This is a genomic window from Atopobium sp. oral taxon 199 str. F0494 (assembly GCF_000411555.1).
In the GTDB taxonomy this organism is placed as follows: domain Bacteria; phylum Actinomycetota; class Coriobacteriia; order Coriobacteriales; family Atopobiaceae; genus Lancefieldella.
On record NZ_KE150486.1, the window covers coordinates 811,409 to 834,465 of the forward strand.

Consider the following 23,057-nt stretch of genomic DNA (forward strand, 5'->3'; position numbering starts at 1 on the left):
AGGCATCAGTTGTGATAAATCCCCTAAAAATGCCATGAGTTGTGAAGTATTTTTATCACAACTGTGGCACTTTTTTGGAAATCCATTTCTGGAAATCCAGACAGACGCACGTTACTCGCCAAGGAATCGCACCTCAGGATGAAGCTCAACGCCAAACTGACGTTTGACCTCTGCTTGCACATGTTCAATAACGGCATGAACATCGGCGGCAGTCGCATGATCGTAATTGACCACAAAGCCCGCGTGCTTATCGGACACGCCGGCTCCACCAAAACGATAGCCTTTAAGCCCCGCATCGGTTACAAGCTTGCCTACGAAATAACCTTCCGGCCGCTTGAATGTCGAGCCGGCAGAAGGCAGCTCAAGTGGCTGTTTTTCCTCGCGGCGATGCGTATACTCATCCATTTTTTCGCGGATTTTCTCACCATCAGCACGGCGGAGCGAAAATGTAGCCGAAAGTACAACCATACCCTCATCGGCAATGCGACTGTGACGGTAGCCTAGATCCAAATCGCCAGCGTCAATAGTTGCCTGTGTACCGTCGGCAAGCAGCACACGAACGTTTTTAAGCACGTCGGCGATGCAACCGTCATAGGCGCCAGCGTTCATGTAGCACGCGCCGCCGATAGAACCCGGAATGCCACAGGCAAACTCAAGGCCGGTGAGGTCCAGCTCGCACGCCATCTCAGAAGCTTCTTTAAGACCGACACCTGCCTGACAGGTAATCTCATTGTCCTCAACCGTAACGCCCGACATGCCGTCCGCGATGGCGACAATGGCCCCGCGATACCCGGCGTCAGACACCAGAAGATCCGATCCGTATCCCAAGATGAAATACGGGATGCCGGCGCTTTTGCATTCCTCCAGCACCTCATGAACCTCGTCAGCGTCATCGGGAATGACGTATATATCCGCAGGTCCACCAACTTTAAAGGTAGTATGTTCGCTCATTGGCTCGTCCGTACGGACATTTTCCTCTCCAACAATCGAACGAAGTCTCCAGGCCAGGCTTTCTAAGTCATAGCCGCTTTCAGACATACAATACACTCCTTACCAAAGGCCAACATATCCATTCTACTTCAATGCTCGCGCTAAGGCATCGCGGGCGAGAAGAGCTTATATCCTGAAACAGGACTGCATCATAAGATGCAGTCCTGTTTTAGTTTACCTCTCTGAGAGTATCAGTGAATCTTGCTTACTTGTTCCTCTTTCTAAGGTAGATACCTGTACCAAGAAGAGCAATAGCTCCTGCGCTTAAAGGCACTACTGTACCCAAGACACCAGCGTCTCCTGTATAAGGGACCTTCTTAGAAGGCTTTTTAGGCTTAGGTGTCTCCGTATTGGTGATGGTAAAGCCTGTGGCAGCATCACCTGTCACTTCTGCAGTGTAGTTGGGAACATCGTCTTCTTTGACGGTGTAGACAATCTCATGTCCGTCTGCAGCGTACTTGTCAAGACCAGAGAAGCTACCTTGCCAGTTGCCTGCTTCATCAAGCGTTACGGTCTTTCCGGTATCGGTATCGTCTGCGAGCAGATGCACTGTTACAGGTCCTGCCTTAGGTCCGACCCACTCTTTCTTGACAGGGACATTGACTTTCTCAGTGTTGGTATTGGTGATGGTAAAGCCTGTGGCAGCATCACCTGTCACTTCTGCAGTGTAGTTGGGAACATCGTCTTCTTTGACGGTGTAGACAATCTCTGTTCCATCAGCCTTGTACTTGCGAAGATTGTCGAACTGTCCCTTCCAACCGTTGGACTCATCAAGAGTGAGCGTTTTGCCGGTATCGGTACCGTCTGCGAGCAGATGCACTGTTACAGGTCCTGCCTTAGGTCCGACCCAGGTCTTCTTAACGCAAACCGAAATTTTAATGGGCTTGTTGGTAATGGTCTTAAGAGCACCTCCTGCAGGAGTTACCTCAAGGGTGTACTCATCGCTTCCAAGCTCATAGCCCAAGGGAGCCTTCTTCTCCTTGACCTTGTAGGTACCTTGCACAAGAACACCTGAAGTTACTGTTCCGTCTGCTCCTGTCGTCAGCTCAAAGGTAGAACCGTCAGGAGCGGTTACCGTAAATACGGCATTTTTCAAGGGTGTGACGCCATCTTCGTCAACTTTGGTAAGTTTAATCTTGCTGGCAAGGTCACCACCAGCTGTTCCTCCATTGTCCTGAGTAGCATATGAAGCCGTTATTTCTTTTGATTCTTCACGAGATGTAAGCTTTATTTTATTGCGAATCGTTGTACCCGGCTTATATGTTGTGGTATAGGCAAGCTCATACTGTGAACCGGCAACATCTCCCAAATTGAGTGTAAAGGATTTTTTGTCAGGACTTAAGGTAAGCTTTCCGCTTATGTCTATATTTTCAAGAACCTGCGTAGCTTGACCTTCATCGTTCAAGACAACCTTATTAAGCCTAAAGGAGCCCGGTATATAGGTTTCATCACCGCTTAGTGAGTCTGTAACGACTGCATTATGGAGGTTTGCCTTTTTGTAATTGAACCGTGCGTACCATATTACCTGGTCAGCACCATTAATGCGTTCTCCCCATTTTCCAAGGAGTTCATCGCTTGGAATACCCTTTTTAGTCGGCGTAAGATCCGTCGATATGGCCTTCCCATTAACAGTCACAGTAAAAGTATTTGGCTTATTGTCTTGTATTTTTTGCTTATTGAACAGGGCGGACATGTACAGTGTGCCGTGCACATTATATTTATTCTCAATCTTATCATTAAACGTAACTCTTACACTGCCCCCTGCATTATCAGGTCCGGGTGTAACTTTTGCGCGTGCAATCACATTTCCGTCAGAATCCGTTAGATCAAATTCAGGAGCGGAGTAATTAGGGGGAAACTTCAGGTTGTCAGGAAGGGTAATATCGAAGTAATCACCTTTATGCAACACCGTAGAGCTATCTTTAACCTTCCAGTCCATTGCCAAATAAAACGACCAGTTTTTGTCCAGCTCTGTAACAGGATTTCCCTTTGGCGCCTCAATCTGAAAACGCGTGATATCAACATCAACGACTTGAGGAGCTGTAGGAGCACGCAGAAGTGATACAGGGGCAATAGGATTATCTAAGGAGGTATCACTAGCGCTTACTTCAGATAAAGGACCTGCCCTTGTACCATTGGTCTTTTGTTCTTCATTCTCATCAGATACTTGCTGCTCTGAAGGAATGGTCTGCTCGTCTTCAGTAGCAGCTTCGGCTTGCTCTTCTTGAGCCTCTTGATCTTTTGCCTTAGAGCTACTTTGAGTTTGCTCGGTGGTTAGCTGAGGGGTATCACGCGTAGACGTAATTTCATCAGCAAAAGCGGCAAAAGCACCTCCCGGAACCATAAGGCTCACAGCAAGCAGTACTCCCAAGAAGTTACAAAACTTCTTTTTCATGGTGCATCTTATCCTTTCTTTTTGACTACATAACAAAAATTAACACACCTACAGATAACCTTTCTATATCACTGACCATAGCTTGCATTACCGTAAGTGGCAGAGGACTAAATACATATTAAAAAGTCTACCCCCCCCGATCACAAAGCAACCAAAACCTATCTAAGTCCTTATGTCTACACTCTAAATTCACAACTTGTCAATATGAGATTAATTAGGTGTCTTTTCCAGGAACTTTTTACTTCAAAAAACCTCTCTTTGCTGGTAAAACTATAGTTATATACTCTTAAGAGCGCTCACTTAAATACTGAGTAATTTCCTCTTTTTTGAGCTTTCTCACACTTGTATAGGGAAACTCTTTATACGCCGCTGCCGAGAACAGAGGCGCCATCTGGGAGCACTTTTTATCCCTGTGCTTTTTGAGGAATTCCTCTAAATCGGTAACAGTTGGAAAAATTTTATACGAGAGTCTCTTGTTCGCATCTTGCAACTCGTAAATACCACATGCAGTTTTTACCGTATAGTCAGCGGCGCGTAAGTAAAGCTTGGCAATTTCAAGCGACTTAAAGGGGAAATTCCACCTCTGCAAGCCTCTCTTTGGATCTCGCTCAATACAGATGCAGCGGCCGCAGGTACCGCATATATACTGCGTGTGATGCTCCAGACATTCCAAAGGATTGATGAGCGGGGTAATCCTTCTATCGTCAACGTAGCATTCCTCGCACATCTCAGCCTCCTTTTCGTATCAACCTGTCTCTATGGAAGCATAGTACGGCGACAAGAACGCATGTCTCGAAGCATTATTCAGTTCACAAAATAAACTTCTCCTCACGATAGTTAACTTTTTATGATGGGTATCTCCTTGCAGCAGGCACCTGCTGATGTCAAGGGGCGTGTAGTCGTCAATCCGACAGCTCAAAGAAAAATACAATTTCTGCTTTCGCTCAAACGTGCTATAGTTCCTCATGACAGTTTCAGGAAAGGGTGAGATTCCCTACTGGTGGTGACGTTTGAGACAGATAAAAGCCTGCTCGATCAAACGAAGTCCGCGACCCGCGCAAGCGGTTGACTTGGTGAGATTCCAAGACCAACGGTATAGTCCGGATGGGAGAAGCGGAGAAACCCATGCCTACAACTCATGACACAACAGCCGAACCTCAAGGCGTCTCGCACAACGCAACCGCCGGCACCCGGAGCGCCTCACACGCCACCAGCCTCTCAAGCGGAGGGTGGAGCACCAGGCGCATTGCTCTTCTCGCCGTGCTCTGCGCGGCGGCGGCAATCTGTACGCTGGTACTGCAGTTTCCTATCCTGCCGGGCATTACGTTTCTCAAGTATGATCCCTCGGGCATCATCGCGCTCATTGCGGGCATCGCCTATGGACCGGCCGCGGGAGCCGTCGTTTCGATTCTTCCCTACCTGGTACATCTTGCAACTGAGTCCGGCATATATGGCACTGTCATGGCAATCCTAGCCACGCTGAGCATGGTGCTCCCTGCGAGCCTCATAATCCACGGACACGCCACAAGTGTCAAAGGGGCCATTCCGGGACTCGTCGTAGGGGGCGTCGTCAGCGTTGCCACGTGCATCCTTGGAAACCTTGCGGTAACGCCGCTCTACACTGGCATGAGCATCGATGCCGTCATCGGGCTTATCATTCCGACGCTCCTCCCCTTCAACGTGCTTAAAGTTGTCATCAACGGCATCGTAACCACTCTCTTACTGCGGTCGACCACGCGCCTGTGGAAGATGCACGCCATCGACGCTTCCTAAGCGGAACTCCCGTGAGTACTTCTTCCGCACAGCTCAGAGGGTCTGAGGCGCCGCAACCCAAAGAGACGCGAGGCACAGCGATACAGCCCGAAGCGACACAATCCGAGACGGCACAGCGTGAAACGCCCCGAACTATTGCACACCTCAGTGACGTTACCTACATCTACGAGAACGGCACTATTGCCCTCGATGGCATCTCTCTTGAGATTCCAGCAGGTCAGAGGACCTGTATCGTAGGAGCTAATGGCAGTGGCAAATCGACGCTCGCCTCAATTCTCTGCGGGCTTTCTGCTCCCGACTCAGGCTCTGTTATGCTTGCAGGCGAGAAGGTCTTCGCAGATGGAAAGGCAGACTTTACCGCCTATGCCCATGCATGCCGACAGTTGGGTCTGGTGTTTCAAAATCCCGAAGACCAAATTGTTACGAGTCTGGTAGATGAAGATATCGCCTTTGGCCCCGAAAATCTCCAGGTACCAAGCGCAAAGATTGACAGCCTTGTCCGGCGTGAGCTCAAGCGCGTTGCCATGACAGACTTTGCCCAAAGAGATCCCTCAACGCTCTCCGGCGGCCAGCTGCAGCGTGTTGCTATTGCAGGCGCTCTGGCGATGGATCCAAAGCTACTGGTACTTGACGAGCCTTCCGCCTCACTGGATGCCATCGGGCGACGCGGCGTTATGAAGCTCGTTAAAAAGCTCTGCCAAGATGGGTGCACGATTGCCCATATCACGCATTTCATGGATGAAGTTGTGAACGCCGACCAGGTCATTGCCTTGGATCACGGACACGTAGCCTTCGCGGGACCACCGGCCGATTTCTTTATACAACAAAATCTTGTCGCCTCGTTGGAACTTGAAGAACCCTTTGAGGTGCAGCTTCAGGATCGCCTTCGCGAGAAGGGCTTTGAAGTCCCTTGGACTCTCGACTCGGAGCAGCTCAAAGACTCGATAATGGAGTTGCTTGCTGTCCTACGCTCGGACTCGAAAACAAAACCTACCGCAGGTACGACCGCAGGCGGCACCGCCACCACGGCCACCGGCGATGCCGCAACCGGCACCGCCACCACGGCTGCAACCAGTATCGCAGCCGAAAGCGTCAAAGAAGACCTTGTTGCCGTCTCCCACGTCACTCAGACCTTCGGCGTAGAGACCGGCCGCAAGCACAAGCTCTTCTCGACACGTGCACAAACGCACCGCAGTAACAGTATCCGCGCCTTGGACGACGTAAGCTTTACGCTACAGGAGTGCTCCTCAACTGCTATTATCGGCGCAACCGGATCGGGCAAATCGACCCTTGCCCGCCTGCTCTGCGCGCTGAGCACTCCCGACTCGGGAACCATTGTGATCAACGGCTACAACACTTCCAACAGACGTCACCGAAAACTGCTCCATGGTATTGTCGGCTTTGTCATGCAACGGCCTGAGCGGCAGCTTTTTGCTGAGAGCGTATTCAAAGACGTCGCCTTCGGTCCCGAAAATTTGGGACTTTCCCCGCAAGACGTCAATGCCCGTGTGGTTCATGCACTTGAGCTTGCCGGACTCCAGAACAAAGCCGATGTTTCGCCATTCGAGCTTTCCGGCGGCCAGCAGCGACTCTGCGCTGTCGCCGGCGTGCTTGCCATGCAGCCGCGCATTCTTGTTTTGGATGAGCCGACCGCCGGGCTTGATCCTCATGCCAGAGCCAAGCTCCGCGCCCTGCTCGATCAGGTCAAATCATCAGGCGCCACGCTGATTGAGGTCACGCACTCCATGGACGACGCCGCGCTGGCGGACCGGCTTATCGTGCTGTCCCAAGGCTCTATCGTCGGCAATGATACGCCTCTCAAGGTGTTCACAACGCTTGGCGAGAAGTACCTCCGCCAGATAGGCCTGAGCGTACCCAAAGCGCTTATATGGGCAGACGCTCTCGCGGAAGCCACCGGCACAAACCTTGGCCGACCACTTACTCTTGACGAACTGACCGGCGCGCTTTTTGACGCTTTGAACGGTGATGCTTAATGTCATGTAAGCTCACTATCGGCCGGTACTACCATGCATCGTCCATCGTCCATCGGCTGAATCCCACGGTAAAAAGCGTTTGCGCGCTGCTGCTCATACTTGCGTCGTTCTTTGTAAAAACACCGCTGCAGCTGGCTTTTTTCTGCGTAATTGCCCTAGCGCTTCTCGCTCTGGCGCACATACCTGTCCGTCACGTCCTGCGCTCTGCTGTTCCGGTAGCCTGGGTTTTGACGGTACTCGCCCTTTGTAACCTCCTTCTGGTGCGGGGTGGAGACACCCTGGTTGCTGCGGAGTTCGTAGTCATTACCTCCGCTGGCGTCTGGGCGGCTATTCTCTATCCCATACGCGTTTTTGCCGCCATCCTTATCGGCATGCTGCTCATGCTCACCACCACGCCTAACGACCTCGGCAAAGCGTTCGATACGGCACTCTCGCCGCTCTCGCGTATCGGGTTGCCCGGTCACGAGCTTGCCATGGTTTTCTCGCTTATGCTGCGTTTTATCCCAACGCTCTCTGCGGACGCGACCTCCATTACCGAGGCTCAAGAAGCGCGAGGCGGAAGCGCTCGTCATGGCTCACTTATCCAGCGCTGTCGGGCGTTGCAGTCGATTACGGTGGCGCTTATCGCCAGCTCCTTGCGACATGCGGAGAACCTTGCGCGAGCCCTTGATGCTCGCAACTATGTTGCCGCAGCCCCGCGCACCTCATGGCGCCAGACTCGCTTTACCTTCCGAGAGGCTGCGTCCCTGCTTGTTACAGCCGCGGTTATTGCTGGTATCTTTGTACTTGCGTTGGTTTGAGGGATTGCTCCTTGACTGATAAACCACTCGCATCCATCGGACAAAACTTGTTACAAAACAGGCACTTCTCGCCAAACACCGCCGTCATACCGCAAACGTACCGTAGAATAGAGACACTCGACGAAAGCGCTCGTGCACGGGAAAGGTGAACCTATGGTCTTGCGTGTCTATGTCCAGAGAAGAACCGGTTTCGAAGGCGAAGCAACCGCCCTCCTGAAAGAGATCCGAGATTCGCTTGGTATCACCGCGCTGCAAGAGGTAGACCTTATCAACCGCTATGACGTCGAAGGCATCTCCGAAGAGCTTTTTGAATCCTGCATTCCTACGGTTTTCTCCGAGCCGCAATCGGATTGCGCTTTTCGCACTATGCCTGAGCCTCGCTTTGCAAGCGAGAAGAACCTCCCCGTCCACACCTTTGCCGTTGAATTTCTCCCGGGTCAGTTTGACCAGCGTGCCGAGTCCGCCGCTGAATGCGTACAGCTTATCAGCCAGGGCGAGCGCCCGATGGTGCGCTCTGCTCGCATCTACGTTCTGGGCGGCAAGCTGAACGCGGCCGACATCGCCTCCATCAAACGTTTTGTCATCAACCCCATTGAGGCTCGCGAAGCGTCGCTCGACCTGCCCGCTACGCTGAGGTCTGCCGCTCCCGAACCTGCCGATGTCGAAGTGCTTCGTGGCTTTCGGGAACTAGACGAAGCGGGGCTGAAAGAGTTTCTCGTCACACGCGGCCTTGCCATGGACCTCGCCGATCTCACATTCTGCCAGCGCTATTTCACCGACGAGCACCGCGACCCCACCATCACCGAGATTCGCGTCATCGATACGTACTGGTCCGACCACTGCCGCCACACGACATTCAACACCGGCATCACCGGTGTTCAGATAGATGATTCCGTGGTACAAGCGGCCTTTGAGCGCTACCTTCACCTGCGCCATGAGCTTGGGCAAGAAGATCGCGCGGTCTCACTCTGGGATATGGCTACCATCGGCGCGAAGTATCTGCGTAAGCGTGGTATTCTCACCACTTTGGACGAGTCTGAAGAGATTAACGCCTGCACGGTCAAGGTCAAAGTCGACGTCAATGGTCATGACGAAGACTGGCTCTTCCTGTTCAAAAACGAGACCCACAATCACCCCACCGAGATCGAACCCTTCGGCGGCGCGGCAACGTGCATCGGCGGCGCTATCCGCGATCCGCTTTCCGGACGCAGCTACGTCTATCAGGCTATGCGCGTAACCGGCGCAGCAGACCCCACAGTTCCCATCGCAAAAACGCTTCCCGGCAAACTTCCCCAGCGCACCATCGTCCGCACGGCGGCAGCCGGGTACTCTTCTTATGGCAACCAAATCGGTCTTGCAACGGGTCAGGTCTCGGAGCTCTATCACCCGGGATATATGGCCAAACGCATGGAAATCGGTGCCGTTGTCGGCGCTACGCCTGCCAATCACGTCCGCCGCGAACGCCCTGCGGACGGTGACGCCATCGTGCTCTTAGGGGGTCGCACCGGTCGCGACGGCATCGGCGGCGCTACAGGCTCATCCAAAGCGCACGACTCCGGCTCCATTGAACGTGACGGTGCGGAAGTTCAAAAGGGCAACGCACCTGTTGAGCGCAAGCTTCAGCGCCTCTTTCGCCGTGGTGACGCGTGCCGCCTAATTAAGCGCTGCAATGATTTCGGCGCCGGCGGCGTCTCCGTTGCCATCGGAGAGCTCGCCGACGGCTTGGACATCAACTTGGACGCCGTGCCAAAGAAATACGACGGCCTCGATGGCACAGAGCTGGCTATCTCAGAGTCGCAGGAGCGCATGGCGGTAGCGCTGGACCCTGCCGATGTGGAAACCTTCCGGCGCTATGCCCGTGAGGAAAACCTTGAATCTACTGTTGTTGCCCGCGTAACCGAAGATCCGCGCCTCGTCATGCGCTGGCGTGGCGAGAAAATCGTCAACATCAGCCGCGCGTTTCTCGCCTCAAACGGCGCTCCCAAGTCGACAACGATGCGGCTGAAAAAGCCTGAACCCTATACGCGCTACCAGTCCGCCTGGACCGGCACAACGCTGCGCGAACGGCTCCACGCGCTGGTAAGCGACTTGAACGTTGCTTCCAACAAAGGGCTTGCCGAACGCTTTGATTCCACCATCGGAGCGGCTACCGTGCTGATGCCCTTTGGCGGCACACATCAGCTGACCCCCGCGCTCGCTATGGTGGCAAAGCTGCCGGTTTATGGCGAGACAACCACGGTTTCTGGCATGGCATGGGGCTTCAACCCCTACCTTATGGAGGCCGATCAGTTCCGCGGCGCTTACCTCTCCGTTGTTGAGTCTGTTTCACGCCTGGTAGCAACGGGCTTTAATCATACAAAGCTCTACCTGACCTTCCAGGAGTATTTTGAGAAGCTGCGCGACGATCCTGCCCGTTGGGGCAAACCCGCGGCGGCTCTGCTCGGCGCTCTGATGGCACAGATCGATCTTGGACTGGCGGCTGTCGGCGGCAAGGATTCTATGTCCGGCAGTTTTGAGCAGCTGGACGTCCCGCCCACGCTTGTTTCTTTTGCAACAGGTCTTGCGAGCGTATCGGACATCATTTCCCCGGAGTTCAAAGGCACCGGGCACCGTCTCATTGCTATCGTGCCCACCTACGATGAAACCGGTCTGGTGCCCAAGGCCGACTCTCTCACCACCGCTTTTGAGCTGGTCTATGGCCTTGCGCAGTCTGGATCCGCCCTTGCCGTTACCACACCTGGCTACGGCGGAGTCGCTGAAGCGCTTTTCAAGAGCTGTCTGGGCAACGGCATAGGCGTTGAACTTGAACCGGAATTTACTACTGACGCGCTCTTTGCGCCGGCGTACGGCTCCTTTATTGTGGAGCTCAAGCCCGGCGTATCCCTTGACGATGTTGCGGGCGTTACAGTAGCTCCCCTTGGAACCACCGTCTCCGACTACACGCTTTCCGCATGTGGCGAGAAGATCGACCTCGCCTGGCTACAGGAAGCGTGGGAGCGGCCGCTGGAGGGGGTATTCCCTTATCGCAGCGGGAACGCACGCGAGGGCGTCGATGCCGTCACGTTTGACGGCAGCCAGGCACGACACACCTACACCGGACCCGCGCTTGTACGCCCTGCAAGCCCCGCTAGCCCCATTGGCCCTGTCCGGACTGCTAGCTCTACTTGTCCACGTGTAGTGATTCCCGTCTTCCCGGGAAATAACTGCGAATACGATGTTTCTCGCGCCTTTGAGCGAGCCGGCGCAAAACCCACTACACTCATTATCAACAACCTCACAGCCGCTGACATTACCGAATCCGCAAACGCGCTTGCTGCAGAGATTGACCGTAGCCAGATTGTTATGATTCCTGGCGGATTTTCGGGCGGCGACGAACCTGACGGTTCCGCCAAATTCATCTGCGCTCTGTTTCGAGCACCCCAGGTCACAGAGGCTGTCCGCCGGCTTCTGAATGACCGCGATGGCCTTATGCTAGGCATTTGTAATGGCTTCCAAGCACTAATTAAGCTGGGGCTCGTTCCGTATGGCGATATCCGCCCCATGGACGATACCTGCCCCACGCTTACCTTCAATACCATCGGCCACCATCAGAGCAAGCTTGTTCGCACGCGCGTGGCATCAAACCTATCGCCCTGGCTCTCACGCTGCACGCCCGGTGACATCCACACCATTGCCATCAGTCATGGCGAGGGTCGCTTTGTGGCCTCTGAGGACCTTCTTACCCGTCTTAAAGACGCAGGTCAAATTGCCACACAGTATGTTGACGCGGGAGGTAATCCCAGCATGGATATCTCGGTCAATCCTAACGGATCCGTTTGGGCCATCGAAGGTATCACCAGTCCTGACGGTCGTGTGCTTGGCAAGATGGGCCACACTGAACGTGCGGGCTTTGGTCTCTACCGCAACATTCCGGAACTTACGCCAGGCGATCAGTTCCAACCGCTCATCGAAGGTGGCGTTGACTACTTTGCGTAAAGGAAACACTACTCAACAGGACCGGTATAGCCTCTGATACCTCCGATATTGCGTACGCTTGTATAGCCCATCTGCTTCAGGGCTTTCATAGCGCGTGCGCTACGAGCCCCACTTGCGCAGTATAGAAAGAGCGGAACCGCAATATCGGAAACAGTGGAGGAAATCTTTCCAATGCTGGAAAGAGGCACGTTCACTGCACCTTTTATATGGCCTGACGCATATTCATCTGCCTCGCGAACGTCCACCAGAATGGCGCCTGAAGTCTCACGAGCTTCAGCAACGCCTTCGTTGATATTTGCTCCACCGCCAAAGAAAGAAAAGATACTCATAGTGTTCCTTGTTTTTAAAACATACCCATATCGATAATAGCGAAGATTGCAGACTACAAGCAGCCACATACAGCTACTAGCGGCTATGCCGACTATGTGCAGTTATGCGCAGCTATGTGCCATTACACGCAGCTATGTGCAGCCTTTCTAGCTACACAATTATAAAATGAGGCTTGTTGGCGATGTACCATAATTATGGTACATCGCCAACAGACACAAAAACAAAATTCATTAGCCTATACAAGACTCATTAGCCTGTACAATTCATTAGCTCATAATTCACAAACCAAGGCCCAGTTAACAAGCATGATTCCTGCAGGCGTAGGCAAACCTATTAGCCTAGTGTGGACATCACTTGCGGCAAGGCACTCACTCCACCCGCCAGACTGTTCCGCCAAGACACACACCCACAAAACTCTTACGTTAAAGTGCCCATCCGCCAGACTGTTGCTGCAGCTCAGTCATGTGACGGAAGACTCCATCTTCTTTCTCGCACAGCTCGGCAGGCATGCCCTCCTCAACGACCTTGCCGTCTGCCAACACCACAATCTTATCGGCAGCCTCAACCGTGCGCATGCGGTGTGCAATCACCAGAACAGTCTTGCCCACCAGCAGGCGCGTCAGGGCTTCTTGCACCTTGGTCTCGTTTTCCACGTCAAGTGAGGCGGTCGCTTCATCCATAAGTACAATCGGCGCGTCTTTCAACAGCGCGCGAGCAATCGATATCCTCTGGCGTTCACCACCTGACAGCCTGCTTCCGTTCTCACCAATCATGGTCTTGTAGCCGTCGGCCATCTTGTCTACGAATTCATCGCAGTTGGCCGCTCTAGCGGCAGTAAGAACTTCCTCATCAGTAGCATCCTTGCGCCCGATGCGAATATTCGCCATTACTGTATCGTCAAAGAGTGTGACGTCTTGGAAAACCATCGAGTAGTCCGTGAGAAGTATCTCGGGATCAATGCTTGCAACATCCACGCCGCCCACAAGGACGGATCCGGAAGAAGCGTCCCACAGCCGAGCCGCAAGGCGCGCGCAGGTTGACTTACCGGAACCTGATGGTCCGACAAGGGCGGTAACCTCGCCTTCCTTTGCTGTAAAACTCACGCCGTTGAGCACAACGTTGGGCGCAGCTTTAAGCTCAGCGTTGAGCACAACATTGGGCGCAGCTTTAAGCTCAGCGTTGGGCTCAGTGCCAGTCGCAACATCGGTCACGGCGTTGGTAGCAGCGCCAGCCGTAGCATCAGTCACAGCGTCCCCGCCAGCCGGAAGGTCCTTCTCGCTGTAAGTGGTTTTGTACGCAAAGGAAACATTGTCGAACACTATATCGTGCCCAGCAGGGTTAAATTCGGCTGCTCCTTCGGCAATAGGCTCGTCATAGATTGCCTGCAAGCGCTCGGCGGCAACCTCCGAGATAAACAGCTCCGCAATGAGAGCCAGCGCCTGATCAAAGGGGGCATAGATGCGAGTTACCGTCAAAAGGTACATGAAAAAGACCATGAAGTCGATCTGCCCGGTCAGTATGAGATGGACGCCGGTAATGATGGTAGTTGCCACGCCAAGACGCATAATAACCGCCGCCGCATTGACAATAAGCCCGACTTTCAGCTCGGCAATGGAGGTGCTTCGCTCCGAGGCATCAATCTTGTTATCAAGCTCATCAAGGTAATGTTCAACCTGGTTGGTGGCACGAATCTCACGTGCGGTATCCAACATCTCTTGGATACCGTCGGACACAACCAGCGCATCCGCGCGAGACTCCTCCGCGCTCTTTGAACAGACCTTACGCAAGCCAAAAAGCAGGCCAAACGCTACAGGAACGCTCCACATGACCGCGATTCCCATGCGCCAGTTAAAAGCGATAAGCGCAATAGCCACAACAGCCGTTGAAATATACGATCCGTATAGATAGCCCAGCACATGCGACCAGACGTGCTCCAAACGGTCAACGTCACTCATGATAGTTTCAGCGAGGTCAGCCAGATCACGACCGCCGAAGAAGGAAAGTGGAAGCTTACGGAGACGCTCGGCGATACCTATGCGAAGCTTGCCAACCTCCGTATATACCGTACCGTAGGTATTTCTATATTGCATCTTATGAGCGGCGAACGATATAACCAAAAATATTGCGACACTACCAACGCTATAGACCGGATCCGGTGCAGAGGCGCCTGTAAGCATCATCGCCATCAACTGCTGCATAAGCACGAACAATAAGCCGATGCCCGCAAAGTCCACAAAATTGACGACAACAGTCCACAGCGTACCTTTCTTGACGTTGGCGATGCCTTCGTCGGTCAGGGCAAAACTGCGTTTGAACTTCTCGTTGAACATCTTTACCTTTTCTTCAAACATTTAGGCCACCTCCTTTGAGATCTTCCACGAAACGGCCTTCTGATAGTCGGCCCACATACGCGCGTACAGACCGTCTTTTTCTACCAGCTCAGCGTGAGTTCCCTGTTCAACCACGCGGCCCTCGTCAAGCACCACGATCTTATCGGCATTAACGACGGTCGAGAGTCTGTGGGCAATCATTACAACGGTGCGGCCCTGGGTCAGCCGCGCGAAAGCCTTCTGAATGAGCACTTCGTTTTCAGGATCGGCGAACGCGGTGGCCTCGTCGAGCACCACGATAGGAGCGTCCTTCAAAATAGCGCGTGCAAGAGCAATGCGCTGCTGCTCGCCACCGGAAAGATATGTGCCATGCGTTCCGATAACCGTATCCACGCCCTCAGACATCTTCTCGATAATGTCCTCGCACTGCGCAGCCGCAAGAGCTTCCAGCGCCTCCTCGCGCGAGGCTTGTGGTCGAGAAGCACGGACGTTCTCCAAGATTGTAGTTTTGAACAGATGGTTGTTCTGGAACACGAAAGCAACCTGATCCATCAAGACCTTAGGAGCAATAGAGCGCACATCGGCACCGCCGACTAACACGGAGCCCGTGTCACTGTCCCAAAAGCGAGGGATAAGACTTGCGGCTGTAGTTTTGCCGCCGCCCGAAGGTCCCACAAGCGCAACGGTCGAACCGGCGGGAACCGTAAACGTTACCTCGTCCAAGGCTTTCTTCTCGGCACCTTCATAGGTAAAGCTCACGTTTTGGAACTCAATGCCGTTGTCGGCGGGAATCTCAAAGGTCTGCGCCTCGCTCACCTGCGGAGCCGTAAGGATTTCTTCCACACGCCGCAAAGCGTCACTTGCCTGCATCATACCGCCCGCAGCGAACATGATCTTTGCCAGCGATGTAGACATAATTGCCGAGAAAATCGCGTAGAACGCAAAGTCGGTTATGAGCTCTGCAAGATTGCCCGACGCAATCGACCCCGGAAGCAGAAGAATGGTTACCGGAATCAAAAAGACAAAAGCGGCTTCGGTAAAGCTCAGGTTAATGCTTTGAGGAGTCTCGCAGACCTCTCCTTGATACTGTTCGGATTTAGCACTGTACTCGTCAATAGTCTTTTTAAATATCGTAAAGGTGTGCACCGTCTGCTGGAACATCTTAACCACAGGAATGCCTCGCACGTATTCAGTACTGGCTTTGCTCATCTTATCGAGCGCCGTCTGATATTCGGCCATAAAGTCCTTGCCTTTGCCGGATACCATATGCATTATGCAGGCTACAGAAATGATTGCCACTGCAAAGCACGCCAGACCCATACGCCAATCAAAGACAAAAAGCAAAATTACCATTGAGACGAACATGGAAATGGTACCAGCAATGTCTGCAAGATTATGGGCAAAGAGCTGCTCAATGTTGAGGGTCGCCGAATCCATACGACGGCGAAGGATGCCCGAAGCATGGTTGTCGTAGTAGCCAAGCGGAGCTGCCATCAAGCGCCTTGCACATGCCTTGCGCATATTTGTCTCAATGCGAAACGCTGCCAGGTGTGTGCACATGAGGCCGCAGAAATAAATGATGATACCCCAGACGGCAAACCAAAATGCCGCCCAACCGTAACTGGCAATAGTACTGGCTTCTTCCCATCTGGGAGCAACTGCAACAAGGTTGCGAACGACAAGCCAGATAAACACATAGGGCATCATGGTGAATATCATGGAAACCGCTACCAGCACGCAGCCAACGATGGTAAGTGAGCGTCTTGTCCCCGCAAAGTCCATGATGCGGGATATCGTTCCGCGTTTCTTTTGACTTTTTTCCTGCGCCACAAGAACCTTCTTTCTTTTTCCTCGTTGCGATTCACAACCCTAGTTTTGTAGTGCCTTGCAATTACGTTCCATCGTAATTCATTATCGGCGTGACCTGTGGGCGTGACCGCTCTCTATACAAACTGTTTTTGGTGATGCCGCTTTATCGCGGCAGCGTAGTTCCACATAACACATATTGTAATAGTAGACGAGTTTCATCTAAAAAGTAAGATAACGCTTACAATTGAAGACTCTCCGACGAAGGAATGCTTGCAGCAAAAGGGATGCTCACTGACAAAAGAGTAGCCTGCGGGCGAAGGGATGGTCCCTGCCAAAAGAACAGCCCGCGAACGAAGAAATGATCCCTGGGTATGCAGAGCTTTCTTCGTTTGTCCTTCATAGAGTGCGGCGCTGGACGCGAATCTACGCCTAAAAAAAGCCAGAGGCGCTAACCTCTGGCTTGTCTTTTCATGGTCGGGTTGACTGGATTTGAACCAGCGACCTCTCGGTCCCGAACCGAGCGCTCTACCAAGCTGAGCCACAACCCGTTGCAAGAGAAAACTCTAGCAGATTTAGCCGTCAAAACCAACGGTCATTGTTGCAAAAGCACGCCAACCGTGCAAGCTTTGCGCCTCCTGGGCAATCTTTTTTGCTGATTCATGCGACGTACAAATAGCAAATGAGCAGCTACCCGAACCAGAGACCATCGCGCCTACAACATCTGACCGCGCGGAAAGCCACCTCTCAATTTCTGCCACCTCAGGGCAAAGCGCCTTTGCCGAAGGTGCGAGATTGTTGTACAGAAGATCTGCGACCTGCTGGTATTCAGCTTCCGTAACGCCCGCACGTAAAAGATCGCACAGTCTGCGATACTCCTTCGGCTGCGTTGGCGCAACGTCAAAGGCATCGTACGCATCTGTAGTCGATACGCCATCTGTCTTGGGAAGTACCAGTACAAGTGGCATCCCCACAATTTTGGGAAAGGCTTCTTCCAACACATCTCCCGCATTCAGAAAAAGTGATGGTACGGGGTGTAAAAAGAACGACACGTCAGCACCCACGCGGCGCGCCACGGCTACCACTCTGGAGTCCAACGCGTCAATACCCCACCGCTCAGCCAGCGCCCTCAACGTAGCCGCAGCATCTGCTGACGATCCTCCCAGTCCCGCTTGGTCAGGAATGGTATTTTCAACCTTGATAGAGACATTCGGTTCGCAACCGAGTTCTGCGGCCAGCATAGTGGCAGCCTTCCACACCGCGGTCTTCTCGCCAGCGATATCAAGGGCCGGAGCGTGCTCAATCACAAGCTCAGATGCATCGCAAACCGTAATAGTATTGTACAGTCCCACGGGAACCATGACAGAATCAACGCGATGGTAACCGCGTTTATCTTTCTCCGCATGAATTCCCAGATGAAGATTGATTTTGCAAGGAGTTTTTACCGATCGGCGTCCTTGTTCCTGCATGGGCGCGCCCGTCTTGCCTATTCCTCGAACGCGAAGTCAAAAAGACGTTCGCCGGATTCGATGTCAAACAGCTCAACGGTACCTGTCAGCACGTCTACATATTGATACGATTGGCGAGCAGTACGACCACGTCTCTCGCCGACCTCAACAATAAACAGGCTCGGGTGCACCTGAATCAGCGTGCCCGTGCGCTCAATAATACGCGAGCGGCCCATATTAGCCTTGACTTTGACCTTTTGACCTTGGAGAGCACTCAGCTTCTCGTGAATCTCGTCCACACGATTAACTGGTGGAATCTCGTTTTCCATCTGGCCTCCAACGCGCGAACTACCAGTACACAGGGCGTCCGCGCACATATCCTAGACAATTCATCAAGACACTATCATACGGACTTTGGAGGTGAATCTCAAGAGCCGCATAACATCGTGCCAGAAAATCATGTCGTGGTGGCAGAGTTTGACAGAGTCCTACTCCGCGGGACAAAGCGAAAGCGCGGCTTCGTCGGCAATAACCGTGCAGTTGGGATGCAGCTGCAAAATGGAGGCGGGACACTGCGGCGTCACATGCCCATAGCACATGTCGTACACCGCTTGAGCCTTATCAACGCCCGACGCCAAAATAAGGATTGAGCGAGCAAACATAATGGTTTGGACACCCATGGTATACGCCTGGCGCGGAACGTCTTTTTCGTGCTCAAAAAGGCGGCTGTTAGCTTTGATGGTACTTTCGGTCAAATCGACGCAGTGCGTGCCCTTGGAGAAATACTCGGAAGGCTCGTTGAAACCGATGTGGCCGTTATGTCCGATACCCAAAAGCTGCAGATCAGGATAGCCTGCCTCGGCGACCATCTCGTCATATTCACGGCACGCCGCGTCAGCGTCTGGGTTTGAGCCGTCAGGCACATGTGTATGGGCGATATCGATATTCACCAAGTCAAAGAGATTTGTCTTCATGAAGTAGTGATAGCTTTGAGGGTCGTCATGCGAAAGGCCGCGATATTCGTCCAGATTATAGGTGCTCACCTGGGAAAAATCCAAATCGCCCTTTTTGTTCCACTCGGCAAGCTGCCGATACGTTCCGATAGGAGTCGAGCCTGTAGCCAAACCGAGTACTGACTCGGGTTTCAAAATAATCTTCGCGGAAATGACGTTTGCAGCCTTGCGGCTCATATCATCGTAATCACGCGTGCGGACGATCCTCATCAAAACCTCCAGATATTACACGATTTGCTGTTAAAACTACCTTTTCTACCGGCAATATTTTAACCTTTGATTTGCTCGGAAAGCGCCTCAAGCGCATGGAACCGGTGAGAGATAGCATTTTTTTGGGCGGGCGTCAGCTCAGCCATAGTCATACCTGGCGAATCTATTGGCCAGAAAAGCGGGTCGTATCCAAAGCCATTCTCGCCACGCGGTTCAAAGCCAATGGAGCCCTCGCAATCTCCCTCGCCAATGAGCACGCCTCCGTCTCGGTACACAAGCGCAACTGAAGAGTGGAACCGAGCCGTGCGCTCCTCCTTGGGCACCTCCTTGAGCTCATCCAACAGCTTGGCATTGTTCTTGGCGTCGTTTCCGTGCTCGCCGGCATATCGGGCGGAGTAGATGCCCGGAGCGCCTTCGAGCGCATCGACGCACAATCCTGAATCGTCAGCAATAGCCGCCGGAAAAGGCGTCTCGTCCAACGCGGCAAGCGCTTTGATAAGTGCGTTATCGCGAAAATTGGCGCCCGTTTCCTCAGGCTCGGGGAAGTCGCCGAGATCGCCAAGGGCAACAAAGCGCATCTCAGGCATGACTTTGGAAAGAATTGCCTCAATCTCCGTCAGCTTGTGCGCATTGCCCGTCGCGACCACTACGGTATGCTCGGGGTCAAGTGCAGTACCGCCCTCGGAGCCAAGTGCTACGCTGCCAATCTTTGCATGAGTCATATTATCTCCCATCTGAGATGTATTGCGAGAAGTACGCGGACACGGCATCGGACGCTGACACCTACGGTCTTCATTGTCACAATTATCCGAAATCTTCATTGTCACAATTGTTCCGATTGCCTCAAAATCCCGTTATCTCATGTTGCAAGTCCAGTAAGTGCGCAACACCCTTTAAGCCGAGATCAAGCAGTTGATCAAGCTGGTCGCGCTCAAACGGACCTCCCTCGCCTGTTCCTTGCACCTCAATAATACGACCGCCATCCGTTCCCACGAGGTTCATGTCTACGTCGGCGTGACTGTCTTCTGGATAATCAAGATCAAGCAAAACGCGACCGTCCACCACGCCCATTGAAACCGCCGCTACCCGACCTGAAAGAGGAAGCCGCGGCAGCACGTCACGCTCAACCAGGCCCATCAGAGCATCATGGAGCGCCACCCAGGCTCCCGTAATACTTGCCGTACGCGTACCGCCATCGGCCTGAAGCACATCGCAGTCAAGCGTAACGGTATATTCGCCCAGACGCTTCAGGTCACACACCGCACGCAGTGAGCGGCCGATAAGTCGTTCAATCTCCATCGAGCGACCTTTACGCGCAGTGCGCTCCCGCTTTGTACGGCGATTCGTGGAAGCGGGAAGCATGGCATACTCGGCAGTCACCCAACCCGCATGTGAGCTGCACCGCCACAGGGGTACCCCTTCTTCAACCGTTGCCGAGCAGAGTACCTGTGTGTCTCCAAACTTCACCAGACACGAACCATCGGCATGCTTCATTACATCGCGCTCAAGCATCACCGGGCGCATCGCATCCCATGCGCGTCCATACGAGCGGTCTACCTGCACGTCCGCCATTGAAGCTCCTCCTAAGGGGTCAAAAAAACGCGGCACCCGAGCTGCCGAGCACCCGAGAACCGCGATGATTTCCTGGTGGGCGATGAGGGATTTGAACCCCCGACCTTGTGCGTGTAAAGCACCTGCGCTAGCCACTGCGCCAATCGCCCATGACCTGTGCAGTTTATCACAGGTTCACGCTTGCGCGCGCGTCATTATCAAACGGGCGGTATACTTTCATCGAAAACAAATTTTTGCACGCCCTCACCTGCAACCAACAATCGACCTTCAACTGATGGTCGACCCTCAACTGACGGGAGTCTATCTCACATGGCACTTCACTTGGCGGGACTTATTTCATACTTAACCGAGAAGAACCTTCTCGCTCGAACCTATTGCTGCGAAAACGCCGAGGCGATAGACGTAAACGGCGTTGATCACGATTCCCGTATTGTTGAGCCGGGGCACTTATTTGTATGCAAAGGGGTCTCGTTCAAACCGACATTTCTGACATCCGCCCTTGAAACTGGCGCTGTAGCGTATCTTTGTGCAGAGTCTCATGCCGCTGAGCTCGCTCAAAAAGAGCCTCATGTACCGGCCCTTATCGCGACCGATGCTAATTTGCGCCGTGCAATGGCCGAAGCTGCGGCATACGTCACCGGACATCCCGACCGCGACCTCACTATGATTGGCATCACAGGAACGAAGGGCAAGTCAACCACCGCCTACATGCTGCGCGCCATTCTTGACGGCGATACTCCTTATGAAAAGACCGCCATTATGGGCTCCATTGAAGTCTTTGACGGCATTGAGCGCGGTATGCCAAACAACACCACGCCGGAAGCTCCTGAACTCTGGAGGCACCTTGCCAACGCAAAGCGCTCAGGCCTCGCCTACATGGATATGGAAGTCTCCAGCCAGGCGCTTAAATATGATCGAACCTATGGCCTGAGCTTGGATATTGCCGTCTTTCTCAACATCGGCCGCGACCATATCTCCCCTGTTGAGCATCCCACCTTTGAAGACTACTTCGAGAGCAAGATGAAGATATTCGACATGGCGCAAACCGCTGTTGTCAATATGGATACCGACCATTACGAGGATGTTATCGCTTCCGTCCGCGCCGCTCACGCGCGCAATCCCCAGCACTGCCAGCGCATATGCACGTTTTCCGCCACCAATCCTCAGGCGGACGTTTGGGCAGACGACATTTCGTCCGAGTACGGCGTCGTTTCCTTCCGCGCTCACACGCCTGAGTGGACCGGCTATCTTTCCATTCCCATGCCCGGCCTCTTCAACGTTGATAACGCGCTTGCGGCCATCGCCGTTGCGAGCCTGCTCGGATTTTCCGGCGAGAAGCTCCAGTATCCCTTACTCAATACGCATGTGCCAGGTCGCATGGAGCTCATCCCCACCAAAGACCGCAAGGTTATGGCACTCGTTGACTACGCGCACAACCGCCTTTCCTATCAGAAGCTTTTCTCGTCATCGTCAAAAGAGTTTCCCAATTACAGCCGCTATATCGTTACGGGGACTCCCGGCGGCAAAGCGCAGGAGCGGCGCCGGGACCTTCCGGAAGAGGGTGCCAAGTGGGCTGACCACCTCATTTACACGGCCGAGGATCCCGCCTTTGAGGATCCGGCGGATATCTGCGCGGAAATGGCCGCAGCTACGCCAAAGGGCGCCTCATACGAGATTATCCCTGACCGAGAAGAAGCCATTCGTCAGGCCGTTCGCCTCGCTTATGCGGATAAGCGTCCGAGCATCGTGTATCTTCTCGCTAAAGGCGATGAGGACTTCCAGCATGTAAGGGGCAGAGACGTCCCCTGGAAAACCGATGCTGCAGCGTTCAAAGACGCCGTGCGCGACTATGAGGCGGGCAGGCTGTAAGGTCACCTCACTACCTACCAGCTGGAGAATTCCTCGCTGAACGTGCCGCGCTTCTTGTGTCTCTCGTGCCTCTTCCAACGGCGGCCTTTTCACGAGGTGGCCTTTTCCAAAGGTAGCCTCTCCAACGGCGGTCTCTTCCGAAGGTGCACCTCTTCCGAAGCTGTGCCTTTCCTCAAGGCGTGTCATCTCCCTCCGCACGATTCCAAAAAAGTGCATGAGTTGTGATATGAAAACTCCTAAAAAAGGCATCAGTTGTGATAAATCCCCTAAAAATGCCATGAGTTATGAAGTATTTTTATCACAACTGTGGCACTTTTTTGGAATTACCGTCCGCGCGTACTCTAAGAAACGCGTTCACGCATGTTTTGGAGACATAGCCGTGCATAACAAAAAAGTAAAGCCCGAGAAGTACAGAGAACTTCTCGGGCTTTATACACGAAGTCAAGACGCCTAAAGAAAGCGAACTTCTCGCCAGAACTCGCTTTTATGTTGTAGGCCTTGCTTTTGTACCACAAGCCTTGCTTTTGCGCTACCGGCATTGCCTTCGTCCCG

16 protein-coding genes, 2 tRNA genes and 1 riboswitch are annotated in these 23,057 nt (G+C 53.3%); of the genes, 5 read left to right on the plus strand and 13 right to left on the minus strand.

The annotated features are described in order from the left end of the window. Positions 1 to 111: 111 nt before the first annotated feature. The 3 genes from murB to HMPREF1527_RS03630 form a co-directional block, all read right to left on the minus strand. Positions 112 to 1,038, minus strand: a complete 927-nt coding sequence (gene murB, locus HMPREF1527_RS03620) for a UDP-N-acetylmuramate dehydrogenase (RefSeq protein ID WP_016477345.1) — start codon at positions 1,036 to 1,038, stop codon at positions 112 to 114. Positions 1,039 to 1,195: 157 nt separating this feature from the next. Continuing rightward, positions 1,196 to 3,385, minus strand: coding sequence for a Cna B-type domain-containing protein (locus HMPREF1527_RS03625; RefSeq protein WP_016477346.1), 2,190 nt, complete (start codon positions 3,383 to 3,385; stop codon positions 1,196 to 1,198). 286 nt (positions 3,386 to 3,671) lie between these two features. After that, positions 3,672 to 4,112: a hypothetical protein gene (locus HMPREF1527_RS03630; protein WP_016477347.1), complete on the minus strand. Its 441-nt coding sequence runs from the start codon at positions 4,110 to 4,112 to the stop codon at positions 3,672 to 3,674. Positions 4,113 to 4,351: 239 nt separating this feature from the next. Continuing rightward, positions 4,352 to 4,505, plus strand: a riboswitch (FMN riboswitch). 5 nt (positions 4,506 to 4,510) lie between these two features. Between HMPREF1527_RS03630 and HMPREF1527_RS03635 the strand changes: the two genes are divergently transcribed. The 4 genes from HMPREF1527_RS03635 (at position 4,511) to HMPREF1527_RS03650 (ending at position 11,927) form a co-directional block, all read left to right on the plus strand. Continuing rightward, positions 4,511 to 5,158, plus strand: a complete 648-nt coding sequence (locus tag HMPREF1527_RS03635; RefSeq protein WP_016477348.1) for an ECF transporter S component — start codon at positions 4,511 to 4,513, stop codon at positions 5,156 to 5,158. An 11-nt stretch (positions 5,159 to 5,169) separates the two neighbouring features. Next, positions 5,170 to 7,152, plus strand: coding sequence for an ABC transporter ATP-binding protein (locus HMPREF1527_RS03640; protein WP_016477349.1), 1,983 nt, complete (start codon positions 5,170 to 5,172; stop codon positions 7,150 to 7,152). Next, positions 7,152 to 7,952, plus strand: coding sequence for an energy-coupling factor transporter transmembrane protein EcfT (locus tag HMPREF1527_RS03645; protein WP_016477350.1), 801 nt, complete (start codon positions 7,152 to 7,154; stop codon positions 7,950 to 7,952). The genes HMPREF1527_RS03640 and HMPREF1527_RS03645 overlap by 1 nt, the downstream gene beginning before the upstream one ends. A gap of 153 nt (positions 7,953 to 8,105) precedes the next feature. Next, positions 8,106 to 11,927: a phosphoribosylformylglycinamidine synthase gene (locus HMPREF1527_RS03650; protein WP_016477351.1), complete on the plus strand. Its 3,822-nt coding sequence runs from the start codon at positions 8,106 to 8,108 to the stop codon at positions 11,925 to 11,927. An 8-nt stretch (positions 11,928 to 11,935) separates the two neighbouring features. Here HMPREF1527_RS03650 and HMPREF1527_RS03655 read toward each other — a convergent pair whose 3' ends face one another. The 10 genes from HMPREF1527_RS03655 to HMPREF1527_RS03700 form a co-directional block, all read right to left on the minus strand. Continuing rightward, on the minus strand, positions 11,936 to 12,256 hold the full coding sequence (locus HMPREF1527_RS03655) for a rhodanese-like domain-containing protein (RefSeq protein ID WP_016477352.1): 321 nt from the start codon (positions 12,254 to 12,256) through the stop codon (positions 11,936 to 11,938). Positions 12,257 to 12,679: 423 nt separating this feature from the next. After that, positions 12,680 to 14,608 (minus strand): ABC transporter ATP-binding protein, encoded by a 1,929-nt coding sequence (locus HMPREF1527_RS07915; protein WP_016477353.1) that lies wholly within the window; start codon positions 14,606 to 14,608, stop codon positions 12,680 to 12,682. Continuing rightward, positions 14,609 to 16,369: an ABC transporter ATP-binding protein gene (locus tag HMPREF1527_RS03665; protein ID WP_051113113.1), complete on the minus strand. Its 1,761-nt coding sequence runs from the start codon at positions 16,367 to 16,369 to the stop codon at positions 14,609 to 14,611. Positions 16,370 to 16,867: 498 nt separating this feature from the next. Then, positions 16,868 to 16,944 (minus strand) — tRNA-Pro (locus HMPREF1527_RS03670). A gap of 24 nt (positions 16,945 to 16,968) precedes the next feature. Next, positions 16,969 to 17,862 carry a 4-(cytidine 5'-diphospho)-2-C-methyl-D-erythritol kinase gene (locus HMPREF1527_RS03675; RefSeq protein WP_016477355.1) on the minus strand — a complete coding sequence of 298 codons (894 nt, stop codon included), beginning with the start codon at positions 17,860 to 17,862 and terminating at the stop codon, positions 16,969 to 16,971. A gap of 17 nt (positions 17,863 to 17,879) precedes the next feature. Then, complete coding sequence (locus tag HMPREF1527_RS03680; RefSeq protein ID WP_016477356.1) at positions 17,880 to 18,170, minus strand: Veg family protein; 291 nt, start codon at positions 18,168 to 18,170, stop codon at positions 17,880 to 17,882. A gap of 159 nt (positions 18,171 to 18,329) precedes the next feature. Beyond that, entirely contained in the window at positions 18,330 to 19,064 is a 735-nt protein-coding gene (gene nagB, locus HMPREF1527_RS03685; RefSeq protein ID WP_016477357.1) for a glucosamine-6-phosphate deaminase, read from the minus strand. A 59-nt stretch (positions 19,065 to 19,123) separates the two neighbouring features. Next, a complete protein-coding gene (gene rdgB, locus HMPREF1527_RS03690; RefSeq protein ID WP_016477358.1) occupies positions 19,124 to 19,786 on the minus strand; it encodes an RdgB/HAM1 family non-canonical purine NTP pyrophosphatase in 663 nt (220 codons plus the stop codon). Positions 19,787 to 19,907: 121 nt separating this feature from the next. Next, positions 19,908 to 20,636: a ribonuclease PH gene (gene rph / locus HMPREF1527_RS03695; RefSeq protein WP_016477359.1), complete on the minus strand. Its 729-nt coding sequence runs from the start codon at positions 20,634 to 20,636 to the stop codon at positions 19,908 to 19,910. A 73-nt stretch (positions 20,637 to 20,709) separates the two neighbouring features. After that, a tRNA-Val gene (locus HMPREF1527_RS03700) sits at positions 20,710 to 20,785 on the minus strand. Positions 20,786 to 20,945: 160 nt separating this feature from the next. Here HMPREF1527_RS03700 and HMPREF1527_RS03705 point away from each other — a divergent pair. Then, positions 20,946 to 22,505 (plus strand): Mur ligase family protein, encoded by a 1,560-nt coding sequence (locus HMPREF1527_RS03705; RefSeq protein ID WP_016477360.1) that lies wholly within the window; start codon positions 20,946 to 20,948, stop codon positions 22,503 to 22,505. Positions 22,506 to 23,057 lie beyond the last annotated feature (552 nt).

Coding starts and splice junctions, on each gene's coding strand:
- murB (WP_016477345.1), bottom strand. CDS start 1,038: ATGTCTGAAAGCGGCTATGACTTAGAAAGCCTGGCCTGGAGACTTCGT.
- HMPREF1527_RS03625 (WP_016477346.1), bottom strand. CDS start 3,385: ATGAAAAAGAAGTTTTGTAACTTCTTGGGAGTACTGCTTGCTGTGAGC.
- HMPREF1527_RS03630 (WP_016477347.1), bottom strand. CDS start 4,112: ATGTGCGAGGAATGCTACGTTGACGATAGAAGGATTACCCCGCTCATC.
- HMPREF1527_RS03635 (WP_016477348.1), top strand. CDS start 4,511: ATGCCTACAACTCATGACACAACAGCCGAACCTCAAGGCGTCTCGCAC.
- HMPREF1527_RS03645 (WP_016477350.1), top strand. CDS start 7,152: ATGTCATGTAAGCTCACTATCGGCCGGTACTACCATGCATCGTCCATC.
- HMPREF1527_RS03650 (WP_016477351.1), top strand. CDS start 8,106: ATGGTCTTGCGTGTCTATGTCCAGAGAAGAACCGGTTTCGAAGGCGAA.
- HMPREF1527_RS03655 (WP_016477352.1), bottom strand. CDS start 12,256: ATGAGTATCTTTTCTTTCTTTGGCGGTGGAGCAAATATCAACGAAGGC.
- HMPREF1527_RS07915 (WP_016477353.1), bottom strand. CDS start 14,608: ATGTTTGAAGAAAAGGTAAAGATGTTCAACGAGAAGTTCAAACGCAGT.
- HMPREF1527_RS03665 (WP_051113113.1), bottom strand. CDS start 16,369: ATGGACTTTGCGGGGACAAGACGCTCACTTACCATCGTTGGCTGCGTG.
- HMPREF1527_RS03675 (WP_016477355.1), bottom strand. CDS start 17,862: ATGCAGGAACAAGGACGCCGATCGGTAAAAACTCCTTGCAAAATCAAT.
- HMPREF1527_RS03680 (WP_016477356.1), bottom strand. CDS start 18,170: ATGGAAAACGAGATTCCACCAGTTAATCGTGTGGACGAGATTCACGAG.
- nagB (WP_016477357.1), bottom strand. CDS start 19,064: ATGAGGATCGTCCGCACGCGTGATTACGATGATATGAGCCGCAAGGCT.
- rdgB (WP_016477358.1), bottom strand. CDS start 19,786: ATGACTCATGCAAAGATTGGCAGCGTAGCACTTGGCTCCGAGGGCGGT.
- rph (WP_016477359.1), bottom strand. CDS start 20,636: ATGGCGGACGTGCAGGTAGACCGCTCGTATGGACGCGCATGGGATGCG.
- HMPREF1527_RS03705 (WP_016477360.1), top strand. CDS start 20,946: ATGGCACTTCACTTGGCGGGACTTATTTCATACTTAACCGAGAAGAAC.